Source organism: Bradyrhizobium genosp. SA-4 str. CB756, assembly GCF_000473125.1.
GTDB classification, from domain to species: Bacteria; Pseudomonadota; Alphaproteobacteria; order Rhizobiales; family Xanthobacteraceae; genus Bradyrhizobium; species Bradyrhizobium arachidis.
The window spans coordinates 8309328-8325408 of sequence record NZ_KI421499.1 but is presented as its reverse complement, the minus strand read 5'-3'; the positions used below and the strand labels follow the sequence as shown (position 1 = coordinate 8325408).

At 63.0% G+C, this 16081-nt stretch carries 13 protein-coding genes; 7 read left to right on the top strand and 6 right to left on the bottom strand.

Annotated features, from left to right (window positions below):
* Positions 1-180 precede the first annotated feature (180 nt).
* Positions 181-2970 (top strand): [protein-PII] uridylyltransferase, encoded by a 2790-nt coding sequence (locus BRAGE_RS0140260; RefSeq protein ID WP_027563288.1) that lies wholly within the window; start codon positions 181-183, stop codon positions 2968-2970.
* 48 nt (positions 2971-3018) lie between these two features.
* Here BRAGE_RS0140260 and BRAGE_RS0140255 read toward each other — a convergent pair whose 3' ends face one another.
* A complete protein-coding gene (locus BRAGE_RS0140255; RefSeq protein ID WP_027563289.1) occupies positions 3019-3921 on the bottom strand; it encodes a LysR family transcriptional regulator in 903 nt (300 codons plus the stop codon).
* A gap of 165 nt (positions 3922-4086) precedes the next feature.
* Here BRAGE_RS0140255 and BRAGE_RS0140250 point away from each other — a divergent pair, with 165 nt between their 5' ends.
* On the top strand, positions 4087-4455 hold the full coding sequence (locus BRAGE_RS0140250; protein ID WP_027563290.1) for a nuclear transport factor 2 family protein: 369 nt from the start codon (positions 4087-4089) through the stop codon (positions 4453-4455).
* A gap of 82 nt (positions 4456-4537) precedes the next feature.
* Here BRAGE_RS0140250 and BRAGE_RS0140245 read toward each other — a convergent pair whose 3' ends face one another.
* Entirely contained in the window at positions 4538-5068 is a 531-nt protein-coding gene (locus BRAGE_RS0140245) for a methylated-DNA--[protein]-cysteine S-methyltransferase (RefSeq protein ID WP_027563291.1), read from the bottom strand.
* A gap of 98 nt (positions 5069-5166) precedes the next feature.
* Here BRAGE_RS0140245 and BRAGE_RS0140240 point away from each other — a divergent pair, with 98 nt between their 5' ends.
* From BRAGE_RS0140240 to BRAGE_RS0140230, 3 genes are all read left to right on the top strand, one after another.
* On the top strand, positions 5167-5523 hold the full coding sequence (locus BRAGE_RS0140240) for a DUF1304 domain-containing protein (RefSeq protein WP_181411744.1): 357 nt from the start codon (positions 5167-5169) through the stop codon (positions 5521-5523).
* A gap of 150 nt (positions 5524-5673) precedes the next feature.
* Positions 5674-6900 (top strand): ABC transporter substrate-binding protein, encoded by a 1227-nt coding sequence (locus BRAGE_RS0140235; protein WP_027563293.1) that lies wholly within the window; start codon positions 5674-5676, stop codon positions 6898-6900.
* 248 nt (positions 6901-7148) lie between these two features.
* Positions 7149-8375 carry an ABC transporter substrate-binding protein gene (locus tag BRAGE_RS0140230; RefSeq protein WP_027563294.1) on the top strand — a complete coding sequence of 409 codons (1227 nt, stop codon included), beginning with the start codon at positions 7149-7151 and terminating at the stop codon, positions 8373-8375.
* Between the two features lie 161 nt (positions 8376-8536).
* On the opposite strand, the gene BRAGE_RS0140225 is transcribed toward BRAGE_RS0140230, so the two are convergent.
* Entirely contained in the window at positions 8537-8962 is a 426-nt protein-coding gene (locus BRAGE_RS0140225; RefSeq protein ID WP_027563295.1) for a DUF1330 domain-containing protein, read from the bottom strand.
* A gap of 167 nt (positions 8963-9129) precedes the next feature.
* Here BRAGE_RS0140225 and BRAGE_RS0140220 point away from each other — a divergent pair, with 167 nt between their 5' ends.
* A complete protein-coding gene (locus BRAGE_RS0140220) occupies positions 9130-11352 on the top strand; it encodes a transglycosylase domain-containing protein (RefSeq protein ID WP_027563296.1) in 2223 nt (740 codons plus the stop codon).
* Positions 11353-11831: 479 nt separating this feature from the next.
* The gene (locus BRAGE_RS0140215) at positions 11832-12491 is read left to right on the top strand and encodes a hypothetical protein (RefSeq protein ID WP_027563297.1); all 660 of its coding nucleotides are present in this window, start codon (positions 11832-11834) and stop codon (positions 12489-12491) included.
* A gap of 157 nt (positions 12492-12648) precedes the next feature.
* On the opposite strand, the gene BRAGE_RS0140210 is transcribed toward BRAGE_RS0140215, so the two are convergent.
* The 3 genes from BRAGE_RS0140210 to BRAGE_RS0140200 form a co-directional block, all read right to left on the bottom strand.
* Complete coding sequence (locus BRAGE_RS0140210) at positions 12649-13488, bottom strand: M48 family metallopeptidase (protein WP_027563298.1); 840 nt, start codon at positions 13486-13488, stop codon at positions 12649-12651.
* 311 nt (positions 13489-13799) lie between these two features.
* The gene (locus BRAGE_RS0140205; RefSeq protein ID WP_027563299.1) at positions 13800-15128 is read right to left on the bottom strand and encodes a polyhydroxyalkanoate depolymerase; all 1329 of its coding nucleotides are present in this window, start codon (positions 15126-15128) and stop codon (positions 13800-13802) included.
* Between the two features lie 121 nt (positions 15129-15249).
* The gene (locus BRAGE_RS0140200; protein ID WP_027563300.1) at positions 15250-16068 is read right to left on the bottom strand and encodes an ABC transporter permease; all 819 of its coding nucleotides are present in this window, start codon (positions 16066-16068) and stop codon (positions 15250-15252) included.
* Positions 16069-16081 lie beyond the last annotated feature (13 nt).

Below are 16081 nucleotides of genomic sequence, written 5' to 3'. Positions count from 1 at the left end.
TGTTTTTCAATGAGTTATATCTAGAGGTCAACGAGAAAATCCGACCCTTGAAAGCCTGCGGCGCGAGAACAATTTGCTCCCGGCCGGCCTTTTCCAGCATGGAACGACTATTGCCTGAGAATGGCGGGTGACAGCGCGGGTCACCTCTTATATCCGATGAGACCCCATATTCGGTGAGACATGGATAGCGTCGCGACTGAGCAGAAGCCTGAGGTGGACGATCGCTTCGATACCGCGCGGATCACAGCCGCGGTCGATGCGCTTGCCGAAAAGCATGAGGGACGCGAGGACGCGTTCCGCACTGCCGTCGCGCAGTTGCTCAAGGCCGAGCTGATCGCGGCGCGCGCCGCGGCGCAGGCGATCCTGCTCAAGGACCGCCACGGCCGCCGCTGCGCCGAGCGACTGTGCCATGTCCAGGACGAGATCATCCGCATCCTGTACTCCGCGGCGACGCGCCATCTCTACCGCTCGCCGATCCCGAGCGGCGCCGAGCGCATGGCGGTGGTGGCGACCGGCGGCTATGGCCGCGGCCTGATGGCGCCCGAGTCCGACATCGATCTCTTGTTCATCCTGCCCTACAAGCAGACCGCCTGGGGCGAGCAGGTCGCCGAAGCGATCCTCTACTGCCTGTGGGACATGGGGCTGAAGGTCGGCCACGCCACGCGCTCGGTCGATGAATCGATCCGCCAGGCGCGCGGCGACATGACCATCCGCACCGCGATCCTGGAGACGCGCTTTCTCACCGGTGATCAGCCGCTCTACGACGAGCTGGTCGCGCGTTTCGACAAGGAAGTGGTGCAGGGCACCGCGTCCGAATTCGTCACCGCAAAGCTCGCCGAGCGCGAGGAGCGGCATCGCCGTGGCGGCCAGTCGCGCTATCTGGTCGAGCCCAACGTCAAGGACGGCAAGGGCGCGCTGCGCGACCTGCACACGCTGTTCTGGATCGCCAAATACGTCTATCGCGTGCGCGACACCGACGAATTGGTCGAGCGCGGCGTGTTCGACGCGCAGGAATACCGCAGCTTCCGCCGCTGCGCCGATTTCCTCTGGTCGGTGCGCTGCAATCTGCATTTCTATTGCGGCCGCGCCGAGGAGCGTCTCTCCTTCGACCTCCAGCGCGAGATCGCGATCCGGCTCGGCTACACCTCGCATCCCGGCATGCAGGATGTCGAGCGCTTCATGAAGCACTACTTCCTGGTCGCCAAGGAAGTCGGCAACCTCACCGCCATCCTCTGCGCCAAGCTCGAGGACCAGCAGGCCAAGCCCGCGCCGGTCCTGAGCCGGATGATGGCGCGGCTGCGCCCGACGCCGGCGAAGCGGCGCGTGCCTGACAGCGACGACTTCATCGTCGACAACAACCGCATCAACGTGGCCGCGCCTGATATCTTCAAGCACGATCCGGTCAATCTGATCCGCATCTTCCGCCTGGCGCAGAAGAACAACCTCGCCTTCCATCCGGACGCGATGCGCGACGTGACGCGCTCGCTCGGCCTGATCAACGCGCAGCTGCGCGAGAATCCCGAGGCCAACCGGCTGTTCATGGAGATCCTGACCTCGGACAACGCCGAGATCGTGCTGCGGCGGATGAACGAAACCGGCGTGCTCGGCCATTTCATTCGCGCCTTCGGCAAGATCGTCTCGATGATGCAGTTCAACATGTATCATCACTACACCGTCGACGAGCACCTGATCCGCTGCATCGGCTTCCTCCAGGACATCGAGCGCGGCGGCATCGAGGAGTTCACGCTCGCCAGCGACCTGATGCGCAAGACCCGCCCCGAGCACCGCGCGGTGATCTACATCGCGACACTGCTGCACGACGTCGCCAAGGGTCGGCCCGAGGACCACTCGATCGCCGGCGCCAAGGTCGCGCGCCGGCTGTGCCCGCGGCTCGGCTTCAGCCCGGCCGACACCGAGCTGGTGGCCTGGCTGATCGAGGAGCACCTCACCATGTCCACGGTTGCACAGTCGCGCGACCTTTCGGATCGCAAGACCATCGAGAATTTCGCCGCGGTCGTGCAGTCGGTCGAGCAGATGAAGCTGCTCACCATCCTCACCACCGCCGACATCCGCGGCGTCGGTCCGGGCGTGTGGAACGGCTGGAAGGCGCAGCTCTTGCGCTCGCTGTATTACGAGACCGAGCCGGTGCTGACCGGCGGCTTCTCCGAGGTCGATCGCGGCAAGCGCCTCACGGCCGCCTACGCCGAATTCCGCAACGCCTTCGCCGAGTGGCCGGTGGACGAGCTCGATGCCTATATCGCCCGGCACTATCCGGCCTACTGGCTCAAGGTCGAGCTGCCGCGCAAGATCCGCCACGCCCGCTTCGTCCGTTCCAGCGAGCAGGCCGGCCACAAGCTCGCGATCAATGTCGGCTTCGATGAGGTGCGCGGCGTCACTGAGCTGACCATCTTCGCCGCCGACCATCCCTGGCTGCTCTCGATCATCGCCGGCGCCTGCGCCTCGGCCGGCGCCAACATCGTCGACGCCCAGATCTACACCACGACCGACGGCCGCGCGCTCGATACGATCTCGATCTCCAGGGAATACGACCGCGACGAGGACGAGGGTCGGCGCGCCACGCGCATCGGCGAGATGATCGAGGACGTGCTGGAGGGCAAGCTGCGCCTGCCCGAAGTGGTGGCGCGGCGCACCGTGCGCAGCAAGGCGCGCCCCTTCGTGATCGAGCCGGAAGTGACCATCAACAACCAATGGTCCGACCGCTACACCGTGATCGAGGTCTCAGGCCTCGACCGGCCCGGTCTGCTCTACGAGCTCACCACCGCGATCTCGAAGCTCAATCTCAATATCGCCTCGGCCCATGTCGCGACCTTCGGCGAGCGCGCCCGCGACGTGTTCTACGTCACCGACCTCCTCGGCGCACAGATCAACGCGCCGACGCGGCAGTCCGCGATCAAGAGCGCGCTGACGCATGTGATGGCCGGCGACAAGGCGGTTCAGCCGGCGGCGTGACTCTCGTCATTGCGCGCTCGCGGCTAAGGGGCCCAGACCGCTTACCAATCATCGTGCCGGCTTTTGTTCAGAGTGCCGTAGCGCTTTCACCAGTGCTGACAGCGCGGCTGGTTGATGCTGGCGACTGGGATAATACATGAAGAAGCCGGGAATTGGCGGCGTCCAATCCTCCAGCACCCGAACAAGGCGGCCCTTCGCAATATATCCGGCGACCTGCTCTTCATAGGCGAGCCCGATACCAACTCCAGCGAGCGCTGCCTGAATCACCAGATGAGTATCGTCAATTATCAGTGGGCCGTTGACGTTGATCGTGACCGACTTTCGACCTTGCTCAAACTCCCACCGATATGGACCGCCGGCAAGACGCAGGGTAATGCACCGATGATCGTTGAGATCTTTTGGCTTTTCGGGGATGCGTCGTGAAGCGAAATATCGTGGCGACCCCACAACCGCCAATCGCAGTTCGGGCGTGACACGAACCGCGATCATGTCCTTTTGAATGTACTCGCCGAGCTGGATACCGGCATCGAACTCGCCTGCAACGAGATCCACGGGGCCAGTGACGGTGATCACGTCCAGAATGATGTCAGGATAGGCCTCAGCGAAAGCTCTGAGCCGCGGTAACAAGACCATCACCGCAGCTGATCGCGACATTACAATTCGAAGGCGACCTTCGGGTCTGCGCCGAATGCTCCGGGCTTTGTCGAGGGCATGACGAATTTGCTCGAGCGCCGGAGACAAGTCTTCCAGGAGCGCAGCCCCCGCGGCGGTTGGCGCAACGCTCTTGGTTGTTCGAGCGAGCAGCTGTAGCTCAAGCCGTTGCTCAAGCCTCCGGATCGTATGGCTCAAAGCAGACTGAGACACACCCAGCCTTATCGCAGCGCGTGTAAAGCTTCGTTCACGGGCCACAATTGCAAACGTCGCGAGATCGTTCATTTCGCTTGTCATCATCATGAATATCACTCATGAGGCCATGCCAATCAAGACGTCTATTCTCATAAGTTAGCCTGCCGTAGGTTTTGCGCGAGCACGGAGACGACCTGCCGCAGCTTTCTGCGAGACAGGTAGACGCCGGGCCGCATCGATGAGTTCGATGCAACAGCTTTGAGGATGACAATGGATACGGACGTTCCCGCCTTGCGCTCCCTTGCGCAGACCTATTTCGATGCCGCCTATGAAATGGACGCTGAAAAATTTGCATCCATCTTTCACCCCTCGAGTTCCGTGACAAAGGTCGCCGAGGACGGCAACGTGGGCGTGACGCCGATTGCGTCATGGCTAGCAGTGGTCCGCAACACGAAGGCTCCGAAGCAACTGGGCTTCGAGCGAGAAGATCAGATCCTGTCAATAGACGTTGAAAGAGAGCTTGCGCTTTTGAAAATCAGATTGCGCATTCCGCCGCGTTCCTTCACGGACCTGTTGTCATGCTTGAAGGTGAACGGGACCTGGAAAATAGTGCAGAAAGTGATGACCTCAAAAGTCTGACGGATTCGGGTACGGCGGGCTGTGTCCACGATGCCGGTGCGGTCGTAGGCACGGTTCACTCAACACATTCTGAAACGGGCTCTCAGACCTCCACCCCTTCATGCCGCAGCAGCCACCTCTTCCGCTCCAGCCCGCCGCCATATTTCACCAGTGAACCATCCGCGCCGATCAGGCGGTGGCACGGCAGAACCACGCTGATCGGGTTGGAGCCGTTGGCGTGGCCGACAGCGCGAATGGCCTTCGGCATCTCGATCCTGGCGGCCATCGCGCCGTAGCTCATCGTCGTGCCGGCCGGGATCTTTGCCAGCGCGGTCCAGACCTTCTGCTGGAACGACGTGCCGGCGATCCGCCACGCGATGCCCAAGAGCTGGGCAAGATCGCCTTCGAAATAGCGCGACAGCGCTGTCCGAATCGGTGCGGGCGCAGGCTGATCGGTCAGATCCACCGCGCCGTAATGCAGGCGCAACAGCTCGCGCATGCGGTGCTCGTAATCCTCCCAATCGAGCGCACGAAGATTGCCCTCGGCATCGGTGACGAGTAGCGCGATCCCAATCGGTGTCGGCAGGCGATCGAGGCGGAAGCTTACAGACGGTCTGGTTGATCGAGCGGGCATTGCGGCACCATGGCGTCGAAACACAGCGTCGCGTTTGCCATGGCGGCCGTGCTAACGTCCACCCGAAAGCTGACGCTTTGGGGGAGCTCACCTTGATTCTGATCGCCAATGTCCTGGTGGCGCTGGTCGCCGCACTGCACGCTTATTTCCTGGTCCTGGAGATGTTCCTCTGGACCAAGCCGACGGGTCTGAAGGTGTTTCGCAATACGCCTGAGAAGGCCGAGATCACGAAGGTGCTCGCTGCCAACCAGGGGCTCTATAACGGTTTCCTCGTCGCCGGCCTGATCTGGGGTCTGGTCCACGGCAATCCCGCGTTCGCGTTCCAGATCAAGGTGTTCTTCCTGCTCTGCGTGGTCGTGGCGGGCGCCTATGGTGCGGCGACCGTCAGCACGCGCATCCTGATCGTGCAGGCGCTGCCGGCGGCGATCGCGCTGGCTGCATTGTTCCTGGCTTAATAGTCCTGACCTGAGACGCTACAACGCAGCGCCGCGATCCTTGCGCGGCACCTCGCGTTCCTCCACACTCTCCGGCAGCGATGGCGACCGTTGCAATCAACGGGAAAAAGACCGTCGGCCGGAAAATTCCGTCAGGAGGAACATCCCAACATGAAGACTCGCAGAGCCTATCTAGCTGCCACGGCGGCGCTCGCCTTCGCGTTCTCCGCCACCCAAGCTCTCGCCCAGAAGAAATATGACACCGGTGCGAGCGACACCGAGATCAAGATCGGCCAGACCGTGCCGTTCTCCGGCCCCTACTCCGTCTACGCCAACATCGGCAAGACGCAGGCCGCCTACTTCAAGATGATCAACGATCAGGGCGGCATCAACGGCCGCAAGATCAATCTCATCCAGTATGACGACGCCTATTCGCCGCCGAAGACCGTCGAGCAGGTGCGCAAGCTCGTCGAAGGCGACGAGGTGTTGTTCACCTTCCAGATCATCGGCACGGCCGCCAATGCCGCCGTGCAGAAATATCTCAACGGCAAGAAGATCCCGCAGCTGCTCGCCTCGACCGGCGCTGCCCGCTTCAACGACCCGCAGAACTATCCCTGGACCATCGCCTATAACCCCAACTACGTGTCCGAGGGACGCATCTACGCCAAGTACATTCTCAAGGAGCATCCCAACGCCAAGATCGGCGTGCTCTACCAGAACGACGACATGGGCCGCGATTATCTCGCGGGGCTCAAGAGCGGCCTCGGCGACAAGGCCGCCAGCATGATCGTCGGCGAGGTGTCCTACGAGGTCACCGATCCGACGGTGGACTCGCAGGTAGTGAAACTGAAGTCGATGGGCGCCGACCTTTTCTACGATGCCTCGACACCGAAGTTCGCGGCGCAAGCCATCAAGAAGGTGGCCGAGCTCGGCTGGAACCCCGTGCATATCCTCGACATCAATGCGAGCCCGATCTCAGCGACCCTCAAGCCGGCCGGCCTCGACATCTCCAAGGGCATCATCTCCACCCAGTATGGCAAGGAGCCCAGCGATCCCCAGTGGAAGGACGATCCGGGCGTGAAAGCGTTCTTCGCCTTCATGGACAAGTATTTCCCTGAGGGTGACAAGCTCAACACGGTCAACACCTATGCCTATTCGGTCGCCGAGCTACTGACCCAGGTGCTGAAGCAATGCGGCGACGACCTGTCGCGCGAGAACGTGATGAAGCAGGTCGCCAACATCAAGGACTTCACTCCGAGCTTCGCGCTGCCCGGCATCAAGATCAACACCGGGCCGAACGACTACCGCGTCAACAAGCAGATGCAGATGATGAAGTTCAACGGCGAACGCTGGGAGCTGTTCGGACCGATCATCGAGGACACCGGACCGTCGGGTTAGCGATGACGTAGGGTGGGTTAGCGAAGCGTAACCCACCCTATTTCGATCTGCGGAAGCAGAAGTGGTGGGTTACGCCCAGCGGACTGCGCTTCGCGCAGCCGCAAGGCTAACCCACCCTACGAACTGCGTGCCCTCCCCCACCTTGCGTCGCAACAACGCCTCCTCCACACTCGCCCTCAGCGGTGACGTCCGACGCGCGAGTGCACGCCGGTCAGATCACCTGCAATAACAAACTGAGGAAATTGCGAATGAGGAATGGAGTACTGCATCTGGCCACGGCAACGGCGCTGACCCTCGCGCTGTCGATCTCTGCGGCCAATGCCCAGAAGAAATATGATCCGGGCGCCAGCGACACCGAGATCAAGGTCGGGCAGACCATGCCGTTTTCGGGACCGGCGTCGGCCTATTCGTCGATCGGCAAGACCCAGGCCGCCTATTTCAAGATGATCAACGACCAGGGCGGCATCAACGGCCGCAAGATCAACCTGATTCAATACGACGACGCCTATTCGCCGCCGAAAGCCGTGGAGCAGATCCGCAAGCTGGTCGAGAGCGACGAGGTGCTGCTGACCTTCCAGATCATCGGCACGCCCGTGAACGCGGCGGTGCAGAAATATCTCAATGCCAAGAAGGTGCCGCAGCTGTTCGCGGCGACCGGCGCCTCCAGGTTCACCGATCCGAAGAACTTTCCGTGGACCATGGGCTTCAATCCGAACTACTTCGTCGAAGGCCGCATCTACGGCCAGTACATTCTCAAGGAGCATCCGAACGCCAAGATCGGTGTGCTCTATCAGAACGACGACCTCGGCAAGGATTATCTGAACGGCCTCAAGGCCGGCCTCGGCGACAAGGCCGCCAAGATGATCGTGACCGAAGCCTCCTACGAGGTCTCCGATCCGACCGTCGATTCGCAGATCCTCAAGATCAAGGACGCCGGCGCCGATCTGTTCTTCAGCGCGACCACGCCGAAGCAGGCCGCGCAGGCGATCAAGAAGATCGCCGAAATGGGCTGGCATCCAGTGCAGATCGTCGACATCAACGCGACCTCCGTCGGCGCGGTGCTGAAGCCGGCCGGCCTCGAGGCAGCCAAGGGCCTCATCAGCGTCAACTACGGCAAGGAACCGCTCGATCCGACCTGGAAGGATGATCCCGGCCTGAAGAGGTATTTCGACTTCATGGCGAAGTACTATCCCGACGGCGACAAGGACTCGAACTTCAACACCTACGGCTACAGCACGGCGCAGCTGCTGGTGCATGTGCTGAAGCAGTGTGGTGACGATCTGACGCGTGAGAACGTCATGAAGCAGGCGGCCTCGCTGAAGGACGTCACGAGCGACACCGCGCTGCCCGGCATCAAGGCCAACACCTCGCCGACCGACTACCGCGTCAACAAGCAGCTTCAGATGATGAAGTTCAGCGGCGAGCGCTGGGAGCTGTTCGGCCCGATCCTGGAGGATGCGGGTCCGGCGGGTTAGTTCTCTCGCTGTCATTCCGGGGCGATGCGACAGCATCGAACCCGGAATCTCGAGATTCCGGGTTCTGCTCTCCGAGCCGCCCCGGAATGATTGAACACGAAGGCGTGGATGGCCGGGTCAAGCCCGGCCATGACGGTGGAGAGAGATTCGCTCCACCGCAATCAAGTCGGTATCTCCCCAAAATTCTTCCCGACCGGCAGCACGGCGTGCCGGATCAGCCGCGAGTCCTCCACCGCCGCCTGCCTGTGCTTCACCGCCTCGCGATAGACGGGATCGCGGATCATCTCGACGAAGGCGGCGACGCTCGGATATTCCGCGATGAAGCAATGGTCCCAGCGTTCCTCCTGCGGGCCGATCAGCATCAGCTCGAACCGGCCCTGCCAGACGATGCGGCCGCCGAGGCGTTCGAACACCGGGCCGCTCTCGCGGCCATAGGCGGCATAGGCCTCCGCGCCGCTCGCCTTGCGGCCGTCGGGATAGGCGGCTTCTTTGCGCAGGCGCACCAGGTTGAGCATGTGGATCGGGCCCGAGCGGTCGTTGTCCCGGAACTGCGCAAAGATCTCCTTGGTCGGATCGATGTGGCCCATGCGAACTCCCTCTTCTTTATGCATTCGATCCTAACTCCCACGCCTCGGAAGCGGAACTGCGGCGGGCGAATGCCGCATCTCCTAATCGCGCGTTAACGCCGGGGTAACCGGGCCTTAAACAGCGACCGCTAGCGTGCGGCGGGGCGGTCTGACCGGGCGTTTTGCGTATGGCGTGGGGAAAGAAGAAGGGTGGGCGGAAGGAGCCGTTGTTCGGCTTGCCCGCGGCGCTCGCCGATCTGCGCCTGACCGCCGCGGACCGCATCCCCGGCGGCGACGACACGCCGAAGAAGTCCACGAAATCATCCGCCAAGCGCAAAGCCGACGAGCCCGACGAGGAGCCGCCGCGCGAGCGGAAGGCTCAGCCAAGCCGCAGCGGCGCCAAGCGAAGGTCGAAGTCGCGCGGCGGGTTCGGCCTCAGCCGTCTCATCTATTGGGGCGCGGTGCTGAGCCTGTGGGGCGTGATCGCCGTGATCGGCGTCGTGGTCTATGTCGGCGCCCATCTGCCGCCGATCCAGTCGCTGGAAATCCCCAAGCGCCCGCCGACGATCCAGATCGTCGGCATCGACGGCAGCATGCTGGCGCAGCGCGGCGAGATGGCCGGCGCCAATGTCGCGCTGAAGGATCTGCCGCCTTATCTGCCGAAGGCGTTCATCGCCATCGAGGACCGCCGCTTCTATTCGCATTTCGGCATCGACCCGATCGGCATCCTGCGCGCCCTCGTCACCAACGTGCTCCATCGCGGCGTGTCGCAGGGCGGCTCGACCCTGACGCAGCAGCTGGCGAAAAACCTGTTCCTGACCCAGGAGCGCACCATGCAGCGCAAGCTGCAGGAGGCGGAGCTGGCGATCTGGCTGGAGCGCAAGCACTCCAAGAACGAGATCCTGGAACTTTATCTGAACCGCGTCTATTTCGGCTCCGGCGCCTACGGCGTCGAAGCTGCCGCGCAGAAATATTTCGGCAAGTCGGCGAAGAACGTCACGGTCGCGGAAGCCGCGATGCTGGCCGGTCTCGTCAAATCGCCCTCGCGCCTCGCCCCGAACCGCAACCCCGAAGGGGCCGAAGCGCGCGCGCAAATCGTGCTCGCGGCGATGGCGGATGCGAAGTTCATCACCGACGCACAGGCGCAGGCCTCGATCGGCCACCCCTCCTACAATGTGAAGCCGGCCGGCGCCGGCACGGTCAATTACGTCGCCGACTGGATCGGCGAGGTGCTGGACGATCTGGTCGGGCAGATCGACGAGAGCATCAAGGTCGAGACCACGATCGATCCGAAGCTGCAGAGCGTTGCGGAAGCCGCCATCATCGACGAGCTTGCGGCCAAGAGCGTGAAGTTCAATGTCAGCCAGGGCGCGCTGGTGGCGATGACGCCCGATGGCGCGGTGCGCGCCATGGTCGGCGGGCGGAACTATTCCGAGAGCCAGTACAACCGCGCGGTCACGGCGAAGCGCCAGCCGGGCTCCTCGTTCAAGCCGTTCGTGTATCTGACCGCGCTCGAGCAGGGCCTGACGCCCGACACCGTCCGCCAGGACGCGCCGATCGAGGTCAAGGGCTGGAAGCCCGAGAACTACACCCATGAATATTTCGGCGCGGTGACGCTGACCCAGGCGCTGGCGATGTCGCTCAACACGGTCGCGATCCGCCTCGGCCTCGAGGTCGGGCCGAAGAACGTGGTGCGCACCGCGCACCGGCTCGGCATCTCCTCCAAGCTCGAGCCCAACGCCTCGATCGCCCTCGGCACGTCCGAAGTCTCGGTGGTCGAGCTGGTCGGCGCCTATGCGCCGTTCGCCAATGGCGGCTTGGCCGTCACCCCGCATGTGGTGACGCGGATCAGGACGCTGAGCGGCAAGCTGCTCTACATGCGCCAGCCGGACGAGCGCAATCAGGTGATCGATCCCCGCTATGTCGGCATGATGAACGCGATGATGCGGGAGACGCTGATATCAGGCACCGCCAAGAAGGCGGAGATCCCGGGCTGGCCGGCCGCCGGCAAGACCGGCACCAGCCAGGATTACCGCGACGCCTGGTTCATCGGTTACACCGCGAGCCTCGTCACCGGCGTCTGGCTCGGCAATGACGACAACTCGCCGACCAAGAAGGCGACCGGCGGCGGCCTGCCGGTGGAGGTCTGGTCGCGCTTCATGAAGACGGCGCATGAGGGCGTGCCGGTGGCGGCCTTGCCAAACTCGCAAGCTAGCTGGGGCCTCTCGAACCTTGCGCAAGCGGCCTCGCAGATCTCGCCGCCGACACCGGCCGCGCCTGGACCTGCACCGGCGCCAGTCAGCAATGGCGGCTATCGCCCGCCACCGCCGACGCGCGCCAATGTGCGGCCGGAGGCCGCCGCGGGCCTGGATGGCTGGCTGATGGACCGGCTGTTCGGCGGGAATCGGTAGCTTCGGCCTGGGGTCATCGAGGCCTCGAAACCGAACTGCGAAAACAACCCCATGCACAGTAGGTGGTGATATCAGGCGCTGTGCGCGGTGGATGGTGCGAAGCGCTTGAAGCGACGGGGCAAATGACGCGTCTCGCGCAAGCGTCGCGGAGTGTGGCGAGAATCGAGCAAGGCGCGCGGACGTCACCTCGTCCTCTGCTGTCATTCCCCGCGCAGGCGGGGAATCCAGTACGCCGCGGCTCCTCGATTCAATCACTGCCGTCGCGGAATACTGGATCGCCCGCTTTCGCGGGCGATGACCTTGTTTGCTGGGCTGGCAGCCCGCGCCTCCCCGCTGCCGCTTCGGCAAGTCCTGCCTAGCGCGGCAAGATTCTCCGCGGGGCCGCAGCTCCCTAAAAGCAAAAACACCAATCTCTTCAAGCGCCCGTCAGCGGCCCGGGATTTGCTCTCACAGGTTGTGCGAGTACAGGAGAGCGTTCCATGATTTCAGGTGTATCCAACGGCGCGTTGCCTCAGCTGCGGCCTGCGTCAACGTCCACGTCGAGCGCGACATCGGGTCTCCAGCCGGTGGTACCGGATGCGAGTGACGCTGCGACCGGGGGCTTCCGGATCGACGTCTCGCAGGTCAAGCCGCTGACAGGTGCCAAGCCGATCTCGGCGGCGGATGATCCGTTCCTGCGCGACCTCATGGCAACGCACTGGCTGATCTCCCACGAGACCAGTGCGCCTGAATCGTCCGTCCCCGACAATGCACCGGAGAACGTTTATGCGCAGGTCAAGGTCGACGGCAAAGTGGTCGCCACGCTGTACAATGCCGGGTCTTCGGCGATGACAAACCAGGCGGCCGCCAAGATCGGCAAGCTCGAGGATCCTCCCGGTTTGAGCGGGCCGGATCTGGCGCAATGGAGGGCCGACCAATACGCCGAGCGGCTTGGCGGCACCGTCGAAAAGGCGCCCACCGCCATCACGCAATCGCAGTGGACGCCGCGTGAAAGCAAGTCCACGACCTATAGCCGCGAGCAACTCGACGCCGCGTTCCAGGCGATGCTGGCGGAGGGGCAGAAGGCGACAGCGCAGCAGCAATCGTCGTATGCGGCGTCACGCGCGCAGGCGGGGACGAGTGCGGATTTCAGTGCGTGAAGGTTGCTTGATGCCGCCGCACTCTTCGCTGTCATTCCCCGCGAAAGCGGGGAATCCAGTACGCTGCGGCGTCTGGGCTTAACAAGAACGGCCTCTGGAATACTGGATCGCCCGCTTTCGCGGGCGATGACACCTTCCAAGACGCTGGCGGCGAGCCCTAATCCTCGGCCCCGTACCGGTGCAGGTCGTTGCCGTGCGTATCGAGCCACTTCTTGGCGCGCTCCATTGACGGGCAGATCCTGCCGCAGACCCGCCAGAACCGCGCCGAGTGGTTCATCTCGACGAGATGGGCGACCTCGTGGGCGGCGAGATAGTCGAGCACGAAGGGCGGCGCGAGGATCAGGCGCCAGGAGAACGACAGCGAACCCGCCGAGGTGCAGGAGCCCCAACGGCTGGACTGATCGCGGATCGAAAGCCGCTTCACCCTGACGCCGAGTTCGTCGGCATAGGTTTCCGCCGAGCGCTGCAGATCGCGGCGCGCCTCGCGCTTGAGGAAGTCGCCGACGCGGCGATCGACATGGTCGAGCCCGCCGGCGACGCAGAGAATGCGTTCACCGCTGTCGCGCATCTCGGTCCACACCGTGCCGCGCTGACCGGCGCGATGAACGATGCGATGGGGCGTGCCGCGAAGCGGTATCACTGTGCCAGGTTGGAACGGCGCAGCCTTCGGCAGACGGCCGAGACGTGCCGCGATCCACGCGCCGTGACGCGACGCAAAGTCCTTCGCTTCAGCGAGTGTGCCGCGCGGCGGCATGGTGAGGATGGCTTCGCGGTCGCTCGGATGAATTCTGAGCGTGTAACGGCGCGCTCGGCGATGTCTGCGCAGGCGAATCGCAAAGAATTGCGATCCATGGGTGATGACGAGGGTCTTTGGTTCGTGGGGCCGCCGATAGAGGAGCGCGCGTGTGGCCATGTCTGTGAGTCCGGGGAGCAGGAGTTCGCCCGGATTCTGCCATAACCGCCGCCAGGGAAAGCGCTCGGCGCAAAAACAAATCATTTGCCCAATATACAGGGGTCTGACGTCCGGGAGACCCTACAGACTGGGGTTGGAACCCGTTTTTTTCGCCCCCTCTGGACGCATGCGGCACCCCCAAGGGGTGAGGCCGGACTCACTCCTACAGCGCTACCTAAATACCTCGAATCTGGCGGGAACCAAGCCCTCCCGAAGCCTCCGGGAGGACCTGAAATTTCGACGGGAAAGCCGAAATCGCGCCTAGAGCCGCCCCGATGTAATCGGAACGGCTCTAGATTCTTCTTTTGACGCGTTTTCTTTACGCGAACCGGTCGCCACTTCGCTCGAAAACGCTGTTACTCAGCCGCGAGAGCCTGCAACGAGGTCGGATTCGCCGCCGAGACCATGAAATCATGGATGCGCGGAACGATTTCCGACTTGAATCGCGATCCGTTGAACACGCCGTAATGTCCAACACCCTTCTGGACGTAATGAACACGGCGATGATCGGGGATCGAGCTGCACAAAGTGTGCGTCGCTTCGGTCTGACCGAGCCCGGAGATGTCGTCGTTCTCGCCTTCGACCGTCATCAACGCGACGCGGGTGACCTTGGAGGGATCGACGCGCGTTCCACGATGGGTCATCTCGCCCTTCGGCAGCGAGTGCTTCACGAACACGGTGTCGACGGTCTGGAGGTAATACTCGGCGGAGAGATCCATCACCGCGAGATATTCGTCGTAGAAGTCGCGGTGCTTGTCGACGAGGTCGCCGTCGCCCTTCACGAGGTTGGCGAACAGACGCTTGTGGGCGTCCATGTGCCGGTCGAGGTTCATGCTGATGAACCCGTTGAGCTGGAGGAAGCCCGGATAGACGTCGCGCATCATGCCCGGATGCGGGAACGGCACCTTGGTGATGACGGTGTTGCGGAACCAGTCGATGCCGCGCTCCTGCGCGAGCTTGTTCACCGAGGTCGGATTGCGGCGGGTGTCGATCGGGCCGCCCATCAGCGTCATCGAGGTCGGCACGAAGGGATCGCGCCGCGCTTCCATGATCGAGACGGCCGCGACAACAGGCACGGAGGGCTGGCACACCGCCATCACATGGGTGTTGCCGCCGAGGACGTGCAGCATCTCGATGACATAGTCGATGTAATCGTCGAGATCGAAGCGGCCTTCGCTGAGCGGCACCATGCGTGCATCGGCCCAATCGGTGATGTAGACTTCATGCGCCGGCAGGAAGGCCTCGACCGTGCCGCGAAGCAGGGTCGCATAGTGGCCGGACATCGGCGCGACGATCAGCACGCGCGGCTGCGGGCTGCGCAGCGGACGGGCGAACTTGCGATCGAAGTAGAGCAGCTTGCAGAACGGCTTTTCCCAGACCGAGCGGACCTCGACGGGGACGCGGATGCCGTTGACCTCGGTGTCGTCGAGGCCCCATTCCGGCTTGCCGTAGCGGCGCGTGGTGCGTTCGAACAATTCGCAGGCGGCGGCAACGGACTTGCCGACCTCGGTGCGCGCCCAGGGATTGAGGGGATTCTGAAACAGCAGCTTGGTCGCATCGGTGACCGCACGCGCCGGATTGAGAGAGGCCTGTGCCATCTCGTACATCCAGTACATCGGCGTCGTCAGGACCGGACTGCCTTCTGCAGCCAGGGGCGGCGCGCCGCCGAACTCACCAATAGGCATCGTCATATTCCTCTTCGCATCGCAGCATACTGCCGAATGCGTAATATTGCGTCAATGCATGCTTCCGTACATCTACGGAGCCGCCAGCGCTAAATCAGCCTGAATCCACGAGAAAGTGACGTTATTCACCGGCCGAGAGCAGCGAGCCGTGCTTTTTGGCGCTGCGCAAAAGGGCAAGGAATGCCCCAAAAGAAGCGACCAGAAGCACCGCGTTGATGAGCAACGCATCCAGCATCAGATCGCTCCTAAAGGTGTTCTCGATCAGCAGCGCGCGCATCCCTTCGAACACGTAGGTCGGCGGCAGCGCCCAGGCGACATATTGCAGCCAGACCGGCAGCACGCTGACGGGATAGTAGACGCAGGCCAGCGGCATGATCGCGAACATCAAGGTCCAGACGATGCTCTCCGCGCCGAGGCCGTTTCGTACGACCAGGCCGGAAACGAAGATGCCGACCGACCAGCTGGTGAAGATCAGATTGCAGAAGAAGGCGATCAGCGGCAGGCCGAGGGCGTAGACGTTGAAGTGAAATAGGAACAGCGCCAGCAGCGTCATCGGAATGACGCCGATGGCGAGCCGGATCAGGCTCATGATCATCAGCGACAGCAGAAACTCGATTGGTTTCAGCGGGCTCATCATGAGGTTGCCGAGATTGCGCGCCCACATCTCCTCCAGGAAGGAGATGGAGAAGCCGAGCTGGCCGCGGAACAGGATGTCCCAGAGGATCACGGCGCCGATCAGCGTGCCGCCGGCGCGGGCGAAGAAGCTGGCGTTTTCCGCGATGTAATACTGGATGAAGCCCCAGGTGATGACCTGGAGCGCCGGCCAGTACAGCAGCTCGAGCAGCCGCGGCCAGGACGACAGCAGCAGGTACCAGTAGCGCAGGATCATCGCGCCGATGCGGTGGGCGGAGATGCCGCGGTGGAGGGAGAGCTCGGTCATAACGGCACCGTGT